13 protein-coding genes and 1 pseudogene are annotated in these 16,357 nt (G+C 65.2%); 6 read left to right on the plus strand and 8 right to left on the minus strand.

Going from position 1 to position 16,357, the window contains the following annotated elements:
* Window positions 1–63 precede the first annotated feature (63 nt).
* A complete protein-coding gene (gene rpoH, locus Q0105_RS11770) occupies window positions 64–1,005 on the minus strand; it encodes an RNA polymerase sigma factor RpoH (RefSeq protein ID WP_298211949.1) in 942 nt (313 codons plus the stop codon).
* 192 nt (window positions 1,006–1,197) lie between these two features.
* On the minus strand, window positions 1,198–2,433 hold the full coding sequence (ftsY, locus tag Q0105_RS11775) for a signal recognition particle-docking protein FtsY (protein ID WP_366145925.1): 1,236 nt from the start codon (window positions 2,431–2,433) through the stop codon (window positions 1,198–1,200).
* Between the two features lie 250 nt (window positions 2,434–2,683).
* Between ftsY and Q0105_RS11780 the strand changes: the two genes are divergently transcribed.
* The 3 genes from Q0105_RS11780 to rsmD are packed head-to-tail and all read left to right on the plus strand — an operon-like array spanning window position 2,684 to window position 6,174.
* A complete protein-coding gene (locus tag Q0105_RS11780) occupies window positions 2,684–4,117 on the plus strand; it encodes a pitrilysin family protein (RefSeq protein WP_298211952.1) in 1,434 nt (477 codons plus the stop codon).
* Window positions 4,118–4,138: 21 nt separating this feature from the next.
* A complete protein-coding gene (locus Q0105_RS11785; protein WP_298211954.1) occupies window positions 4,139–5,488 on the plus strand; it encodes a pitrilysin family protein in 1,350 nt (449 codons plus the stop codon).
* A complete protein-coding gene (gene rsmD, locus Q0105_RS11790; protein ID WP_298211956.1) occupies window positions 5,485–6,174 on the plus strand; it encodes a 16S rRNA (guanine(966)-N(2))-methyltransferase RsmD in 690 nt (229 codons plus the stop codon). The genes Q0105_RS11785 and rsmD overlap by 4 nt, the downstream gene beginning before the upstream one ends.
* Window positions 6,175–6,193: 19 nt before the next feature.
* Here the strand turns inward: rsmD and Q0105_RS11795 are convergent, their stop codons facing one another.
* Complete coding sequence (locus Q0105_RS11795; protein WP_298211959.1) at window positions 6,194–7,963, minus strand: leucine-rich repeat domain-containing protein; 1,770 nt, start codon at window positions 7,961–7,963, stop codon at window positions 6,194–6,196.
* A gap of 483 nt (window positions 7,964–8,446) precedes the next feature.
* Between Q0105_RS11795 and coaD the strand changes: the two genes are divergently transcribed.
* Together coaD and Q0105_RS11805 are read left to right on the plus strand one after the other, a co-directional pair.
* Window positions 8,447–8,950, plus strand: a complete 504-nt coding sequence (gene coaD / locus Q0105_RS11800; RefSeq protein ID WP_298211960.1) for a pantetheine-phosphate adenylyltransferase — start codon at window positions 8,447–8,449, stop codon at window positions 8,948–8,950.
* A 178-nt stretch (window positions 8,951–9,128) separates the two neighbouring features.
* Window positions 9,129–9,617, plus strand: a pseudogene (locus tag Q0105_RS11805) (IS110 family transposase); the annotation flags it as partial.
* Between the two features lie 432 nt (window positions 9,618–10,049).
* On the opposite strand, the gene Q0105_RS11810 reads toward Q0105_RS11805, so the two are convergent.
* Both Q0105_RS11810 and Q0105_RS11815 read right to left on the minus strand, forming a co-directional pair.
* Entirely contained in the window at window positions 10,050–10,454 is a 405-nt protein-coding gene (locus tag Q0105_RS11810) for a hypothetical protein (RefSeq protein ID WP_298211962.1), read from the minus strand.
* A gap of 1,363 nt (window positions 10,455–11,817) precedes the next feature.
* A complete protein-coding gene (locus tag Q0105_RS11815; RefSeq protein ID WP_298211964.1) occupies window positions 11,818–12,756 on the minus strand; it encodes a LysR family transcriptional regulator in 939 nt (312 codons plus the stop codon).
* A 112-nt stretch (window positions 12,757–12,868) separates the two neighbouring features.
* Between Q0105_RS11815 and lysA the strand changes: the two genes are divergently transcribed.
* Window positions 12,869–14,113: a diaminopimelate decarboxylase gene (gene lysA, locus Q0105_RS11820; protein WP_298211965.1), complete on the plus strand. Its 1,245-nt coding sequence runs from the start codon at window positions 12,869–12,871 to the stop codon at window positions 14,111–14,113.
* Window positions 14,114–14,245: 132 nt separating this feature from the next.
* Here lysA and Q0105_RS11825 read toward each other — a convergent pair whose 3' ends face one another.
* From Q0105_RS11825 to grxC, 3 genes are all read right to left on the minus strand, one after another.
* Window positions 14,246–15,268: an NAD(P)H-dependent glycerol-3-phosphate dehydrogenase gene (locus tag Q0105_RS11825; protein ID WP_298211967.1), complete on the minus strand. Its 1,023-nt coding sequence runs from the start codon at window positions 15,266–15,268 to the stop codon at window positions 14,246–14,248.
* 149 nt (window positions 15,269–15,417) lie between these two features.
* Window positions 15,418–15,876 (minus strand): protein-export chaperone SecB, encoded by a 459-nt coding sequence (gene secB, locus Q0105_RS11830; RefSeq protein ID WP_298211969.1) that lies wholly within the window; start codon window positions 15,874–15,876, stop codon window positions 15,418–15,420.
* 163 nt (window positions 15,877–16,039) lie between these two features.
* Window positions 16,040–16,300 (minus strand): glutaredoxin 3, encoded by a 261-nt coding sequence (gene grxC, locus Q0105_RS11835; protein ID WP_298211971.1) that lies wholly within the window; start codon window positions 16,298–16,300, stop codon window positions 16,040–16,042.
* Window positions 16,301–16,357: the final 57 nt, after the last annotated feature.

A 16,357-nucleotide genomic window follows, 5' to 3' on the forward strand; every position in this document is an offset into this window, starting at 1 on the left:
CAGAACTGGGGCCCCGCGAGGCAACTTCTGCAGAGGGCAATATTAACGCCCCTCTGCGCAGGCTCAGGCGTACTCGGCCAGGGCCTTCTTCATCTTCTTCATGGCAGCCACTTCGATCTGGCGGATGCGCTCGGCGCTCACGCCATACACGGCAGCCAGCTCGTGCAGCGTCATACCGCCAGAGCCATCGTCGTTGACCTTGAGCCAGCGCTCCTCCACGATGCGGCGGCTGCGGTCGTCCAGGCTGGCCAGGGCGGTGGCAATGCCATCGGAGGCCAGCGCATCACGCTGGCGCGATTCGATCATCGTCGTGGGCTCGTGCGAAGCATCGGCCAGGTAGGCGATGGGGCCAAAGGCCTGCTCGCCATCGTCCGAAGGGCTGGGGTCCAGCAGCACATCGCCACCCGACATGCGGGTTTCCATCTCGATGACCTCTTCGCGCTTCACGTTCAGTTGTTCGGCCACGGCGTTGATCTCGTGCTCGGACAGGGTATCGCGGTGCGTGGCGGCATCTGCCGCTGCAGCATCGGCCTTGAAACCCTGCTTCATGGAGCGCAGATTGAAGAACAGCTTGCGCTGGGCCTTGGTGGTCGCCACCTTGACCATGCGCCAGTTCTTCAGGATGTACTCATGGATCTCTGCCTTGATCCAGTGCATGGCATAGCTCACCAGGCGCACGCCCTGATCGGGGTCGAAACGCTTGACCGCCTTCATCAGACCCACATTGCCTTCCTGAATCAGGTCGCCATGGGGCAGGCCGTAGCCCAGGTACTGGCGCGCAATCGACACCACAAGGCGCAGGTGCGACATCACCAGCCGACCGGCGGCGTCCACATCGTTGTTGTCCTTGAGCTGGCGCGCGTAGGTCTGCTCTTCTTCGTGCGTGAGCAGGGGCAGGCGGTTCACTGCCGAAATGTAGGCGTCCAGATTACCGAGCGCAGGCACCAGCGCCCAGGGGTTGGTGGGGGCCAGGGTCATCGTCGCGGTTCCAGATTGAATGTTCATTCCAGGAATCCTTTCCTCTAAACCAAGATATTAGCACTCTGTCTGATCGAGTGCTAAGCCCAAAGTTCCCAGGGGATTGGGCGTTGTGGGTATGGGGAGGAATATGAATGAAATAGCGATCTGGCGCTTATTCTATAAGCGCTAAATGCTATATATTTAATAGCAAAATGGCAACTCTTGGTGTTTCGGGTATCAGGCCAACAAGGCCTGGGCAAACTCGCGGGCGTTGAAGGTTTCCAGGTCTTCGAGCTTTTCGCCCACGCCGATGAAATAGACGGGGATGGGGCGCTCCTGCGCGATGGCGGCCAACACACCGCCCTTGGCGGTGCCGTCGAGTTTGGTCACGATGAGGCCGGTGAGCTGCAGCGCGTCGTCAAATGACCGCACCTGGGCCAGCGCGTTTTGGCCGGTGTTGCCGTCGATGACCAGCAGTACCTCGTGTGGGGCCGTGGCGTCGGCCTTGGTGACCACGCGGCGGATCTTTTTGAGCTCTTCCATCAGGTGCAACTGCGTGGGCAGACGCCCGGCGGTGTCCACCAGCACCACGTCCTTGCCGCGCGCCTTGCCGGCGGTCACCGCATCAAAGCTCACGGCGGCGGGGTCGCCGCCCTCCTGGCTCACGATCTCGACGGTGTTGCGGTCGGCCCATACGCCGAGCTGCTCGCGTGCGGCGGCGCGGAAGGTGTCGGCCGCAGCCAGCAGCACGGCGGCGCCTTCGCCCGCCAGGTGCTTGGTGAGTTTGCCGATGGAGGTGGTTTTGCCCGCGCCGTTCACGCCCGCCACCATGATCACGGTGGGGGTGTGCTCGCCAATGACGAGGGATTTCTCCAGCGGGCGCAGCAGGTCGGCCAGCGCGTCGGCCAGCAGGCCTTTGACGGCGGCAGGGTCGGTGGCCTTGGCCTCTTTCACGCGGCGCTTGAGGTCGGCCAGCAGGTGCGAGGTGGCCTTGACGCCGGTGTCGGCCATCAGCAAGGCCTCTTCCAGCTCTTCATACAGCGCATCGTCGATCTGCGTGCCGGTGAAGACGGTGGCGATGCTGCTGCCGGTTTTGCGCAGTCCGGCCTTGAGGCGGTCGAGCCAACCCTTGCGCTCAGCGGGGGCCGGTGCTGCGGGTTCAGGGGCGGGAGCGATGGCGACAGGCGCGGGCGCCGGAATGGGCGGCGCGACAGGTGCTGGTGGCGGGGCAACGGGTGCCGGTGGCGCCACCGGCGGTGTTTCCACCACAGGCGCGGCCACCGGTGTCGCGACCGGTGCGGTAGCGGCAGGGGGTGTTGCAACGGGCTCCGTAGCTGGTGTGACAGGGGCCACCGGCGCAGCGGGCGGCGGGGCGGCCACTTCGGGTGCCTTGCTCGCAAACGGGTTGCGCAGCCAGCCAAAGCTGGAAGCGGCTGGAGCAGGCGCGGGTGCGGGAGCTGCAGGCGCAGGCATGGGCACGGGCACAGCGGGGGGCTCCGGCGCCGCTTCTGGGGCCGGGGTGGCTGCCACCGGCGCTGCGACTGCTGGTGCGGCAGGCGCAGGCGAGGCTGTGGGTTCAGGGGCGGCCAGGGGAGGGGCCGTGGGGGTGGCGGGCGGCGGTGCATCCACCGGCAAGGCGGCGGCGGGTGCGTCGACGGGGACGGGCGCGGGTTTTTTCTTGAAAAAACTGAACATTGGAGGGTTCTTAGAATCACCCCATTCTATGAAACGCGCTTTCACCCTACTGGGCCTCATGGCCTGCCTCTCGTGCGGGGCTGCCTTTGCGGCATCGCCACCGCTGATTCAACCCGGCGCGGCAACGCCCGCCACCGCCTCTGGCGCACAGGAGTTCACGCTTAAAAACGGCATGCGGCTCATCGTGCAGCCCGACCGCCGTGCCCCCACGGCGGTGCACATGGTGTGGGTGCGTGTGGGCTCCATGGACGAAGTCGATGGCACCACGGGTGTGGCCCATGTGCTGGAGCACATGATGTTCAAGGGCACCAAAACGCTGCCACCGGGCGAGTTCTCGCGCCGCGTGGCGGCCTTGGGCGGGCGCGAAAACGCCTTCACCAGCCGCGACTACACCGGTTATTACCAGCAGATTCCGTCCAACCGGCTTGAAGACGTGATGAAACTCGAATCCGGCCGTTTTGCCCACAACCAGTGGCCGGACGAAGAGTTCAAGAAAGAGATCGAGGTGGTGAAGGAAGAGCGCCGCCTGCGCACCGAAGACCAGCCCCGCGCCATGCTGGCCGAGCAGCTTTTTGCCGCCACCTTCAATGCAGCGCCCTACCGCCGCCCCATCGTGGGCTGGATGAGCGACCTGGACGCGATGACGCCCGATGACGTGCGCGCCTTCCACCGCCAGTGGTACACGCCCACCAACGCCGCCGTGGTGGTGGCGGGCGATGTGGACGTGGCGCAGGTGCGCACGCTGGCAGAAAAATACTACGGCAGCCTGCCCGTGCACGCATTGCCCGCGCGCAAGCCGCGCACCGAGCCCGTGCAGCAGGGGCTGCGCCGCATCGCCGTCAAGGCACCGGCCGAGCAGGCCTATGTGGCGCTGGCTTTCCGTGCGCCCAGCCTGGACCGTGTGGAGAACCTTGCCGCTGGCGACCGCGATGCGCTGGCGCTGATGGTGCTGTCGGCCGTGTTCAACGGCTACGACGGCGCCCGGCTCGACCGCGCACTGACCCAGGGCGACAACCGCGTGGCCGACAGCGCCAGCAGCTCTGCCATGGTCACGGGGCGCGGCCCCAGCCTGTTCATGCTCAGCGGCGTGCCCGCCGCGGGCAAAACGGCAGCCCAGGTGGAAGACGCACTGCGCGCCGAGGTGGCCCGCGTGGCGCGTGATGGCGTGAGCGAGGCCGAGCTGACCCGCGTCAAGACGCAGTGGATCGCCTCCACCGTGTACGAGCGCGACTCGGTGATGAACCAGGCGCAGGAGCTGGGCGGCAACTGGGTGCAGGGCTTTCCGCTTGATGCCAACGAGCGCCTTTTGGCCCTGCTGCGCACCGTGACGCCCGCCGAGGTACAGGCCGTGGCCGCCAAATATTTTGGTGACGACCAGCTCACCGTGGCCACGCTGCTGCCCCAGCCGCTGGACGCCCCGCGCCCCCGCGCACGGCCCGCGCCTGGTGCGGCCCGCCACTGAACCCGCTTTGCGCCACATTCCATGATTACTATCAAAAACATAGCTGCTCGCGCTTTATTAATAAGCGCTGGAGTGGTTTTTTATTCAAATTCAGCCTGGGCGCTCCTGCCCATCCAGCACTGGACGGAGCCGGGCGGCGCCAAGGTCTATCTGGTCGAAAGCCCTGCCATCCCCATGGTGGACGTGCAGATCGACTTTGACGCGGGCAGCCGCCGCGACCCGGCGGGCCAGTCGGGCCTGGCCAGCGCCGTGGCCGCCATGGCCAGCAAAGGCGTGAAGGCCGTGGGTGCCGAGCCCGCGCTCGACGAAAACGGCCTGGGCGAAGCCTGGGCTGACTTCGGCGCCAGCTTCGAGGCCGGGGCCGACAACGACGCGCTGCACTATTCGCTGCGCTCGCTCACTGACCCGCCACTGCTCGACAAGGCCGCCCGTCTGGCGGCCCGCCAGATCGGCGAGCCCAGCTGGATCGATGCGGTCTGGCAGCGCGACCGTGCCCGCTGGAGCGCCAGCCTGAAAGAGGCCGACACCCGCCCCGCCACCGTGGCCCACCATGCGTTCGCGACCGCCGTGTACGGCAGCCATCCCTATGGCGCGCGCACCACCGAGGCCACGCTGGCGCGCATCGGCGTGGCCGACATGCAGGCCTTTCACCAGCAGACCATTGCCGCCTGCCGCGCCAAGGTCAGCATCGTGGGCGCCGTCACCCGTGCCCAGGCGCAGACCCTGGTGGCCACGCTGCTGTCGCGCCTGCCCGCCAGCACGGGTTGCGCGCCGCTGCCGCCCGTGGGCGAGATCGCGCCGCTGGCTGCGTCCGCCGAGCAGAACATCCCGTTCGCCTCGGCCCAGGCCCATGTGCTCATCGGCCAGCCAGGCTTCCAGCGCCGCGACCCGGACTTCGTCGCACTGCTGGTGGGCAACCACATCCTGGGCGGCGGCGGTTTTGTCTCGCGCCTGACCCACGAGGTGCGTGAACAGCGCGGCCTCTCCTACAGCGTGTACAGCTACTTTGCGTCGGGCCTGCATGCGGGCGCCTTCACCGTGGGACTGCAAACGCGCCCCGACCAGGCGGCGGAGGCCGTGAAAGTCTCGCGCGACGTGATCGCCCGCTTCGTGGCCGAAGGCCCCACCGAGGCGGAGCTACGTGCCGCCAAGGACAACCTCATCGGCGGCTTTGCGCTGCGCATCGACAGCAATAAGAAGCTTTTGGGCAACGTGGCCAACATCGCCTGGAACAACCTGCCGCTCGACTACCTGGACCAGTGGACGAAGCGGGTCGAGGCCCTGACCGTGGCCGACGTGCGCGCCGCCATGGCCCGCAAACTGCAGCCCGAGCGCATGGTGACCGTGGTGGTGGGGGGCAAGCAGCCATGAGCCGCTCCACCCTGCGCGGCAGCGCCATCAGCGCCGAAATCCGCAAGGCCCAGGCAGCCGCTGCCACCCCAGTTGCCCCGTTGGCCAAGAAGGGCGCTCCTAAAGACAAGCCCACGGTAGCCCCTAAAGGCGCGGGCGAGATCCGCATCATCGGCGGGCAATGGCGGCGCACCCGCTTGCCCGTGGCCCAACGCCCCGGCCTGCGCCCCACGCCCGACCGCGTGCGCGAGACCCTGTTCAACTGGCTGGGGCAGGACCTGGCGGGCTGGCGCTGCCTGGATGCGTTTGCGGGCACGGGCGCGCTGGGTTTTGAGGCCGCCTCGCGCGGTGCCGCAGCCGTGCAACTGGTGGAAAGCGATGCCGCCTTGGTGGCCCAATTGCAGGTTTTGCAGGCCAAGCTGCAGGCCAGCGCCGTGCGTGTGCAGCGCGGCGACGGCCTGGCCGCCCTGCGGCAGGCCGCGCCCGCCAGCCTGGACCTGGTGCTGATCGACCCGCCGTTCGACGGCGACCTGTTTGCACCCGCCCTGCAAGCCGCCGCCAAGGCCGTGGCGGCCGGGGGTTTTATCTACCTGGAGGCGCCCCGCGCCTGGACGGATGAAGAACTGGCCCAAAGCGGCCTGCCGCTGCGCGTGCACCGCCACCTCAAGGCGGGCGCGGTGCATGCGCACCTGCTGGCGGCGGCGTAGCGCCACGTCAGCAGTTTTCTCAGCGCCGCTTGCGCAAGCGCAGCGCGCTGCCCAGCCCCACCAGCGCCGCCGTCAGCAGCAACCCCACCGTGTTGAGCGTGGGGATGGCCGTCGCGCTGGCCACGCCGGTGCAGCCCGTGTGCCAGGGCGTCTGCCCGGTGGCCGTGTCCCAGGCCAGGCTGACGGATGGAGCGATGGGGTTGGCGCAGAGGGTGGATTGGCCGGCGAGCAGGCTGGCGGGCGGTGCGGGCACGGCGCCGCTGAGTTGATTGTCTTGCACGGTGATGCGCAGCAGCGTGGAAGGCAGCGCAGGGACGGGGCCCGTCAACTGATTGTTTTGGACGTGGAAGCTCTGCAGCGCGGGCAGGCCCGCCAGTGCCGGGATGGTGCCCGTGAACTGGTTGTCGGTGGCGGAATAGCGGGTCAAGGCGGCAAGGCCCGCGGGGTTGGGCAGGCTGCCCGTGAACTGGTTGTCGGAAATCTCGAAACGCTGCAGCGCGCTCAGGCTGGCGATGGAGGGCGGCGAGCCTGTCAGGCGGTTGTTCTCCAGGTCCAGTGTTTGCAAACTGGGCAGCGCCGCCCAGTTGGGCAGGGGGGCAGAGCTGACCAGGTTGTTGCCTGACAGGTTGAGCTGGGTGACGTTGTTGGCACCCGCATCGCAGGTCACACCAAACCAGGTGCACTCGGAGCCGAGGATGGCCGTCTGCCAGCCCGTTCTATTCGTCCATCCGGCTCCGGTGGTGGCGTTGTACAGGTCCAGCAGATACTGGCGCTGCGCTGCCGGAATGGCCGCGGGTGCTGGTGCTGGTATGTAGCAGATGCGGACGCTGCCGTGGCCCATATTGTTGCCTTGGGTGATGGTGGCGCTGCCCAGGCTCATCGCGTCGGACACGCCCCCCGCGCCGCCACCGCCACCGCCATTCCAGTTTGTGGAACAGCTTGTGAAGCCGACGCCACTACCACCACCGCCGCCGCCCACTGTGGCACCGCCGCCACCGCCGCCGCCAGCACCGGCGCCTGAAAAACTCCCGAGAAAGTTATTGATGGTTCCGCCATTGCCACTGGCAGCGCCAGCGGTTGCGGGGAACGTGGCACAGCCCGCGCCTGGGGCGCCCCCCGTGCCCGGAGCGCCACCACCGCCGCCGTAGGGGCCGTCGTTGGAAGGGGATGCAACATCGTTTCCTGCGGTGCCCGCACTGGCGCTGGCGCCGCCGTTACCTCCCGCAACGGTGACTGTGCCTCCCCAGCCGCCGTTGCCGCCGCCACCACCACCTGCGGCAATGGCGATGCGGTTGGCCTGGGTATTGCCGCCCCGGCGAACATCGGTGGCCCCCCCACCGTTGCCAGCCCTGGAAGAAGCCGGCAAAGCGTTGAGGCCGCCCAGCCCCCCGGGATTGACGGCCTGCGAGCCTTGGCCGCCGACCCAGATGGACAACGTTTCTCCGACAGTCACCGCGTGGGTGCCAGACACAGCGGCCCCGGCTCCACCGGTTCCGCCGGTTCCGCCGGTTCCGTTGCCGCCGCCGCCGCCGATGCCGTCGCCCCCTTGTGCGCCCAGCAGATGAAACCGTGCGGTGCTCACGCCGCTGGGGACGACAAAGCTCTGCTCAGCGCCGGTGAATGAGAAGTTGGCCGCCGTCTCTCCTGGCGCGCAGGCGGGTTGGGCATGCAATCCGGCCAAGGGCAAGAGCCAGAGCATGCCCGTTGCCAGCCACCGGCGGCGTGTGTCCTGGTCGGTGCATTGGCCGGGCCGAGGCCCAGTCTTGAAAGAGAGGGTAGTTTGGGTCATGGAGTCCTTGGTGCGCGGCTTCACAAAGATCGCAAACACGTTCTTAAGTCAGTGGGTGCTGCGACGCATAAAACAGCGACGACTTTAGAACTTGGGACGGGTTTTGTATGTCCTCAAAACTGATGACAGGAAAACCCTGACAGGCAGGCATCTGTGCGCAGTAGCTTTGCCGGGGTTGTGTGGATTTGAGAGCACGCCGCTGTGCTCAATGGGCCTGTTTCTCGCTTGGTAATTTGAATCAAATTGACCTTTTGCGCTTATTCATAAAGCGCTTGCTGCTATCATTTTTATTGGCAATTGGGCAAACAGCAATTGTTGTGGCCATGGTGTTTGACGGTGGTAGCACTGGGGCTACAAACGGTCGCGCAGCCTTTGCTCCAAGTGCTCATGTTGCACTGCACTGCATAATGTCCGCACGCGGCCCAATGGTCTAAAAGGGCCTGGGGCCAACGCCTCTTCCGCCATACCAGGAGACAACCAGCCATGGCCCAGAACGTGCTCGCCGTTTACCCCGGAACCTTTGACCCCATCACGCTGGGCCATGAAGACGTGGTGCGCAGGGCCACCCAGTTGTTCGAGCGGGTGATCGTGGCCGTGGCGGCCGGTCACCACAAGAAGACGATGTTCAGCCTGGAAGAGCGGATCGACATGTGCCGCGAGGCGGTCAAGAACTACCCGCAAGTGCAGGTGGAGAGTTTTTCGGGCTTGCTGCGCGACTTTGTGGTGTCGCGCGGTGGCAAGGCCATGGTGCGCGGCCTGCGCGCCGTGACCGACTTTGATTACGAGTTCCAGCTCGCGGGCATGAACCGCAGCCTGATGCCACAGGTGGAGACGGTGTTCCTCACGCCCAGCGACAAATACCAGTTCATCAGCAGCACCTTCGTGCGCGAGATCGCGGTGTTGGGCGGCGAGGTGACCAAGTTCGTGTCGCCAGCGGTAGAGAAGCGGCTGGCCGTGAAGGTGAGCAGCCTGGCGGGGCCGGGCTGATTGAGTGCTTTAGAAATTGGTATCAAATAGGCTTTTTGCGCTGACTGGATGAACGCGAATAGCTATTGAAATGATAGTAATTGAAGAGCTCTAGCGCGAGGCTCCTCGCCATGCGCTCTTCATGTGCCCCGTGCCGCGGGCGCGGCGCGTGAAGATGCCCCCAAGGGCCGCCAGGGCCAACACCGTCGTCGGGGATCTGCTCAGCGAGGTGAGCCATCTGGATGAACGCATTGCTCAGTACGACCAGCACATCCAGTTGATGGCGCGCCAGAACACTGAGGCGCAACGCCTAATGCAGCTCAGCGGCGTGGGGCCAACCACCGCCACGGCGCTGCTGAGCATCATTGGCAACGGGCGCGACTTCACGTGCGGCAGACAGCTGTGCGCCTGGCTGGGCCTGGTGCCCGGGCAATACAGCTCGGGCGGCAAGCAGCGTCTGGGGCGCATCACCAAGGCAGGTGATCCGTACCTGCGTAGCCTGCTGGTGCTCGGTGCCCGAGCGGTGCTGGCAGCGGCCAAGAACAAGAGCGATCGGCTCAGCCGATGGGCCGTGAGCCTGGCGCAGCGGCGCGGTTACTGGAAAGCCATTGTGGCCATTGCCGCGAAGAACGCTCGCATGTGCTGGGCCGTGCTCAGCCGAGGCGATGCATTCAGGTTGCCGACATGAGCACTTGAGCAGTACCGCCAAATACATCTGGCACAGGAGAGGTTTGTTGCGATTTCCACCACCGCGTGCAGCCAGCAACGTTGATGAGCCAAGGTTGGACCTGCGCGGGGCGTGACCGATTAACTCAAGGAGATCAGGGCGGCTGGCAACAGCGGCCATCCTCGGCTAACGAATGGGTCCCCCGCGCGCGTCTTTCATCAGGGTCCGCTGCGACAAGCAGCATCAATGACCGTTTGTAGTTTCGCTGTCCGCATCCTTTGCTCGATTGGGCAACGCAGGGCTGGCGCAGAAGGTGGCGATGAAATCAAGTCAAGAACACATTCCGTGATCCATCGCTGCGCGATGCATCACGGTTGGAAATCCGTTTGACTTTTATGGGGAAGCCCTTGTAGGAGTTCAGGGGGCGGCGAAGCCGTCCGCTGCAATGAGATGTTAGACCTCGGTGAGTAAAACTTCACCCGCCTGAGGATCGAAAAACCCGAGGCCAAGCTCTTTGGCGAGACGCCGGCCGAAATCGCGCGCAAAGGATACAGATGCGCTTGCCTCCTCCGATGGCTGCACAGCCAAGACGACCGAGTTTTCGAATAGTTGCAGGGCGAGGTTGAGTTGAGGTGTGGTGAGCCGAAAGTCTGAGCTTGGCGCGGCGCCCTGCGACCGCATGAACTCAGCAAACCCCGGAGGGTGTGGAGTGGCGACGAACCCCTCGCTTTGGGCGGCCTGAACAATTGCATCCTTCGTTCTTGCGTTTAACGCAGGCGCCGCACGCCAGTCACCAAGGCTCGATGCGACCGCAGAACGCAGGAAGTTTGGCTCGTAGAGGGATACGTCGTAGCTCATGTGCAATAGAGGTCTAACGTTGAAGCTGAGCCGCGAGCGGCGGCCTGCCGACGCGAGTCGGCTCGAGCGACTGGTTAGGTCTCTGCCCATCCAACTGAACCAGTAGCGTTTCATCTGGGCCGCAGATCTCAAAGACGCCAGCCTCCCGTTCGTAAACCTCGCCTGAAACCAAGCGAACCACTGAGGCACCAACGGAGAGTTGAACCTCGAGGATTGCACGCGGACCGTCCTCGGGCGCCACGTTGACCGAAACGCGCCCGGTTGGAAATTCAGAGAGCTGTCGTGTGCGAAATGCGGACGACATTTCGGTACCCCTTCCGTCAGCCTCCAACGGGAGCTGAACTAGGTAGATCCCATGCCTTCCCAGCCCGTCATCAAGCTGGGAAAGCACTCGGTACACCTCGCCTCCAGCCAGAGTCACGTCGAGGTTCGTAAGCTGAAGGAATGGTATTGAGTCATGCTCCCAGACTAGCGGGGTCTGAGCCCACACCCCAGTCTCAGGCGTAGTTTCGGCCATGGTCATTGCTCCCCCGCCAAGGGCCATCTCGGTCCCGTGCCATGCAAGGACCACTTTTCCCTGCAGTTCTGAGATGTGCAGTGCGCGCATTGAGAGACCTAACTTTGATGTAGTCGGCAAACCACCGGATATGACCAAGTCTCCGGCGGATAACATCGCGCCGTGTTTGCGAAAAAAACATTTGACATCATAAGGTTAGGCCAAGATGCTGGATGAATAAACAGGTATAACAAATCCGACAAATCCGCCGCACCGCCTCTTGCTTCCAAGCGGTTACTCGATCAACTGCGCGAGCGCATTTCGCTCTATGCACTATAGCCTTCAGACCGAGTAGGCCTATATCTACTGGGTTTGCTTCTTTGTGTGCGCTGGTCTGGCCCCCTGGGCGGCAGGCGTCACCACGGAGGTGCGCAGCGGAAAAGGGTTGGACAGGGGCCGGGTGGTCATGCTGCCGCGATGGCTGGTTGCGTCGCTGCGCGAGCAGTTGGCTTGCTCCAAGGCGCTTTGGACCCGTGATCGGGCCACAGAAGTGGCGGGTGTCTATCTATCTGCCCCATGCGCTGGAGCGCAAATATCCACGGGCCGGACAAAGCTGGGCTTGGCACTGGCTGTTCCCCTCGCTCACCCTCTCAGCGGATATCCCCACTGGTGTAGTGCAACGTCACCCCCTGTGTGCCAAGCGTATCTCCTGGCGGCTTCAACAGGCGTGTAGTGCTGCCTGCGGTTGCATGGAGCGGATTTGGCCCCTATTTCTTTGAGCATAAATGGCGTTTCTATTGATGGTAAAGCGCAAGCAGCTATCAAAATCATAGTTTTCTGTGGGACGGGCCGACCTTTGGAACCTGTTCAATTTGCACCCCGCACCAGGCGCCGGGCGATCGCCTCAGTCTCGGCACGCAAGGCCTCCAGCATGGGCTCGACCTCAGGCAGTGGCGCGCGGTGCAGTGGCAGCAGGGCCGTCACGCTGAACGGAATCGAGAAAGCCAGGCGCCGCAGCACCAGGTGGTCGCTGGCTTCGGCCAGGGCCGTCAGTGGGTTCACGATGGCCAGGCCCAGGCCATGCGCCACCATGGCGCAGACGGCGGCGGCGCTGTGGGTTTCCACGCGCAGGTCGCGGGCGATGCCAGCCTCGGCAAAGCGGGTGTCGATTTGGCGCCGGTAGGGGTCGTCGGCGGACAGGCTGACGAAGGGCTGGTCGGCAAAGTCTTCCAGCCCCAGCACGGCGCGCCGTGCCAGCGGGTGGTTGGCGGGCAGCACAGCCACTTCGTCGAGCGTGAGCAGCGGCTCGGCGTGTGTGCCGGGCGGGGCGGTGGTCTGCTCGCACAGGCCCAGGTCAAAGCGCTGGGCGCTCATCCATTCTTCCAGCAGTGGTGATTCCTGCGGCGTGACCGACAGGCGCAGGTGTGCATGGCCCTGCGCCAGCCGGGCCGTGGCGCCGGGCAGCAGTGCGTGCGCAAGCGCGGGCAGGCACAGCACCGAGAGCTGCGCGGCCGCATCCCGCCCCAGCGCCACCGCGCGGTCCACCACGTGTTCCAGGCCTTGCCAGGAGCGCCGCACCTCGTCCCATAGCGCCAGCGCCCGCGCGTTGGGGCGCAGGCGGCCCTGTGCGCGCTCGAACAGCGCATAGCCCAGCAGCGATTCGAGCCGCGCCAGCTCGCGGCTCACCGTGGGTTGCGAGCTGTGCAGCAGGCCGGCCGCACCGGTGGCGCTGCCTGCCGTCATCACGGCGCGGAAGACTTCGATATGGCGGTGGGTGATGCGGTGGGCCAAGGGGGCGTCGGTCATGCCCAAAGCATATCCATAATGAATAGGTGGTGGAAATATAAGTATTCGATCAAATACTCGGAAGAAGGCATCATCCCGGCTTCTATCGAGCCTTTTTGCCTTCGGAGCCCGCATGTCCAACCCCTTTTCCGCCGCCCAGCTCTGGGCCCTGGCCGACCAGTTCGGCACCCCGCTGTGGGTGTATGACGCGGCCACCATCCGCCAGCGCATCGCGCAGGTGTCCAACTTCGAGACCATCCGCTTTGCGCAGAAGGCCTGCTCCAACATCCACATCCTGAAGCTCATGCGCGAAGAGGGCGTGAAGGTGGATGCCGTCTCGCGCGGCGAGATTTTGCGTGCGCTGGCGGCGGGCTACAAAGCCGGTGGCGAGCCGTCCGAGATCGTCTTCACCGCCGACCTGTTCGACGCCGCCACGCTCGACTGCGTGGTGGAGCAGGGCGTGCCCGTCAACGCAGGTTCCATCGACATGCTGCACCAGTTGGGCGCGCGCTCGCCCGGCCATGCGGTGTGGCTGCGCATCAACCCCGGCTTTGGCCACGGCCACAGCAACAAGACGAACACGGGTGGCGAGCACAGCAAACATGGCATCTGGCACACCGACCTGCCTGCGGCACTGGCCGCCATCAAGCAGCATGGACTGAAGCTGGTGGGCCTGCACATGCACATCGGCTCGGGCGTCGATTACAGCCATTTGCAGGAGGTCTGCGGCGCCATGGTCAACCTGGTGCGCACGGCCCACGCTGCGGGGCATGACCTGCACGCCATCTCGGCGGGCGGCGGCCTGTCCATCCCCTACCGCAGCGGCGACCCGGTGGTTGATACCCAGCACTACCACGGCCTGTGGGACGCCGCGCGCCAGCAGGCCGAGGCCATCGTGGGCCACAAGCTGGGCCTGGAGATCGAGCCTGGCCGCTACCTGGTGGCCGAATCGGGCGTGCTGCTGGGCGAGGTGCGTGCCACCAAAAACGCGGGCAACAACCACTTCGTGCTGGTCGATACCGGTTTCAACGAACTCATGCGCCCGTCCATGTACGGCAGCTACCACGCCATGAGCGTGCTGCGCCGCGACGGCGTCACGGCGGCAGAACAGCCCACCGTGGTGGCGGGCCCGCTGTGCGAATCGGGCGACGTGTTCACCCAGGGCGACGGTGGTGTGGTGCTGCCACGCGATCTGCCCGCCGCGCAGGTGGGCGACCTGCTGGTGATCCACGACACGGGGGCTTACGGGGCCAGCATGTCCTCCAACTACAACACCCGCCCGCTGATTGCCGAGGTGCTGGTGGATGGCGGCCAGGCCCGCCTCATCCGCCGCCGCCAGACGGTGGATGAACTGCTGGCGCTGGAACTGGGTTTGTAATTTTTGATACGGATTCGCGTTCGATCCATCAGAACCCTTCGGGCTGAGCCCGTCGAAGCCTTGCGCGGCGCTTCGACGGGCTCAGCGTGAACGGATCTACATGGGTTGAGTGCAGAACGTATAAGAGGCCGCTCAGGGCTCGATCAGCTCGGACGCCGGGCCCCGCCCCATCAGCAGCGCCACGGCGGCGGCGGGGGTGAGTTGGCCGTCGAGCAGAGCCACCACGGCGCGGGTGATGGGCATGTCCACACCCACCAGGGCCGCACGCTGCGCCACGGTGCGGGCGCTGTAAACGCCTTCGGCCACATGGCCCAACGATTCCACGGCCTGCTGCAGGCTGTGGCCTTTGGCCAGCAGCATGCCCACGCGCCGGTTGCGTGAGAGGTCGCCCGTGGCGGTCAGCACCAGGTCGCCCAGGCCCGACAGGCCCATGAAGGTGTCGGGCCGCGCACCCAGCGCCAGCCCGAGCCGTGTCATCTCGGCCAGGCCGCGCGTGATGAGCGCGGCGCGGGCGTTGAGGCCCAGCGCGAGCCCATCGCACAGGCCGGTGGCAATGGCCAGCACGTTTTTCACCGCGCCGCCCACTTCCACGCCCACGATGTCCTCGTTGGCATACACGCGCACGCTTTTGCTGTGGAAGGCCGCCACCAGCGCATCGCGCACCGGGGCATGGCCGCTGGCCGCGACCAGGGCCGTGGGCTGGCCCAGCGCCACCTCTTGCGCAAAGCTGGGGCCGCTGAATACGCCTGCTATCAAATCAGGAGCTATTAGCGCTTGTACTTCGTGCGCTAGCAGCCCAAAAGATGCTGAATTGGCACCCGGCGGCACCGCTTCAAAGCCCTTGCACAGCCAGGCCACGGGTGCCGTGCAGCCGCGCAATGCCTGCAGCATGCCGCGCAGCGCTGCCATGGGTGTGGCCACGATGACGAGGTCGGCACCGGGCAGCAGCGGGCCGAAGTCGCCATCGGCCATGGACAGGGAAGGGGGGAAGGCGATGCCCGGCAGGTAGCGGGCGTTTTGCGCCTCTACACGCATGCCCTGCGCCTGGGCCGCGTCGCGGGCCCACAGGGTGACCGCGTGCCCGGCCGGGTGCTGGGCCGCGCTCATGGCGACCGCTGAACCCCAGGCGCCAGCGCCCAATACTATGATTTTCATAGCTGCTTGCGCTTATGGATCAAGCGCTACAGGCCAAAAAAGCCTGATTAGGTACTTATCTCAGAGAGACCCGTTCGCCCTGAGCCCGAACGGATGGGGGAGAGACGTCTGAGGCTTGTACATAGTCAGGCAAAAGGGCCTGTATATGCTTACTGAGTGATGATGGGCGAGGGCTCGCCAGCGGCCTGGGCTTGCTGCTGCTCGTACATGCCCTGGAAGTTGATTTCGGCCAGGTGCACGGGCGGGAAACCAGCGCGGTTGATCACGTCGGCCACGTTGCCACGCAGGTAGGGGTACACGATCTGGGGACAGGCGATGCCCATGATGGGGCCCATCTGGTCTTCGGGCACGTTGCGGATTTCAAAGATACCGGCTTGTTTGGCTTCGACCAGGAACACGGTCTTGTCCTTGATCTTGGTCTGCACCGTGGCGGTCACGGCCACTTCGAAGATGCCTTCGGCCACAGGGGTGGCTTCCACGCCGAGCTGGATGTCCACGCTGGGCTGCTCTTGTTCGAGCAGGATGGCGGGCGAATTGGGCTGCTCCAGCGACATGTCCTTGAGGTAAACGCGCTGAATCTGGAACACGGGGTTTTCTTGGTCGGCCATGGTTGACAAGTCTCTCTGCGAAAGGGTTTTGGCAAAACAAAACCCGCCGGGGAGCAGCTCCCGCAGCGGGCACATGGGGCTGCATTATGCAGCGCCCGGCAAAGCGTTCTGCTTAGAACGTGTTTACGAACTGCGCGGCCTCTGGGAGTTCGTAGACACGTTCTTAGGCAGCGCCCAAGAGGGGCATCAGCTCGCCACGGCCGTCCAGCGCCACCAGGTCATCGTGGCCGCCCACGTGGGTGGTGCCGATGTAGATCTGCGGCACCGTGCGGCGGCCGGTGATTTCCATCATCTGCTTGAGCGCAGCGGGGTCGGTATCGATGCGGATCTCCTCGATTTTCTCCACGCCTTTGGATTTGAGAATCTGCTTGGCACGGATGCAATAGGGGCAGACGGCGGTGGTGTACATCTTCACGGGTTGCATGGCGATCTTTCCTTCCTCTTTCTGACGGGGGCAACAAAACCGGCAATAAGCCTAACG

Origin of the sequence: Acidovorax sp., assembly GCF_027492855.1 — a bacterium.
Classification (GTDB): Bacteria; Pseudomonadota; Gammaproteobacteria; order Burkholderiales; family Burkholderiaceae_C; genus Acidovorax.

What these genes read in the sequence shown, in the direction of transcription:
- rpoH (WP_298211949.1), bottom strand. Translation starts at nt 1,005, where the DNA reads ATGAACATTCAATCTGGAACCGCGACGATGACCCTGGCCCCCACCAAC.
- ftsY (WP_366145925.1), bottom strand. Translation starts at nt 2,433, where the DNA reads ATGCCTGCGCCTGCAGCTCCCGCACCCGCGCCTGCTCCAGCCGCTTCC.
- Q0105_RS11780 (WP_298211952.1), top strand. Translation starts at nt 2,684, where the DNA reads ATGAAACGCGCTTTCACCCTACTGGGCCTCATGGCCTGCCTCTCGTGC.
- Q0105_RS11785 (WP_298211954.1), top strand. Translation starts at nt 4,139, where the DNA reads ATGATTACTATCAAAAACATAGCTGCTCGCGCTTTATTAATAAGCGCT.
- rsmD (WP_298211956.1), top strand. Translation starts at nt 5,485, where the DNA reads ATGAGCCGCTCCACCCTGCGCGGCAGCGCCATCAGCGCCGAAATCCGC.
- Q0105_RS11795 (WP_298211959.1), bottom strand. Translation starts at nt 7,963, where the DNA reads ATGACCCAAACTACCCTCTCTTTCAAGACTGGGCCTCGGCCCGGCCAA.
- coaD (WP_298211960.1), top strand. Translation starts at nt 8,447, where the DNA reads ATGGCCCAGAACGTGCTCGCCGTTTACCCCGGAACCTTTGACCCCATC.
- Q0105_RS11810 (WP_298211962.1), bottom strand. Translation starts at nt 10,454, where the DNA reads ATGAGCTACGACGTATCCCTCTACGAGCCAAACTTCCTGCGTTCTGCG.
- Q0105_RS11815 (WP_298211964.1), bottom strand. Translation starts at nt 12,756, where the DNA reads ATGACCGACGCCCCCTTGGCCCACCGCATCACCCACCGCCATATCGAA.
- lysA (WP_298211965.1), top strand. Translation starts at nt 12,869, where the DNA reads ATGTCCAACCCCTTTTCCGCCGCCCAGCTCTGGGCCCTGGCCGACCAG.
- Q0105_RS11825 (WP_298211967.1), bottom strand. Translation starts at nt 15,268, where the DNA reads ATGAAAATCATAGTATTGGGCGCTGGCGCCTGGGGTTCAGCGGTCGCC.
- secB (WP_298211969.1), bottom strand. Translation starts at nt 15,876, where the DNA reads ATGGCCGACCAAGAAAACCCCGTGTTCCAGATTCAGCGCGTTTACCTC.
- grxC (WP_298211971.1), bottom strand. Translation starts at nt 16,300, where the DNA reads ATGCAACCCGTGAAGATGTACACCACCGCCGTCTGCCCCTATTGCATC.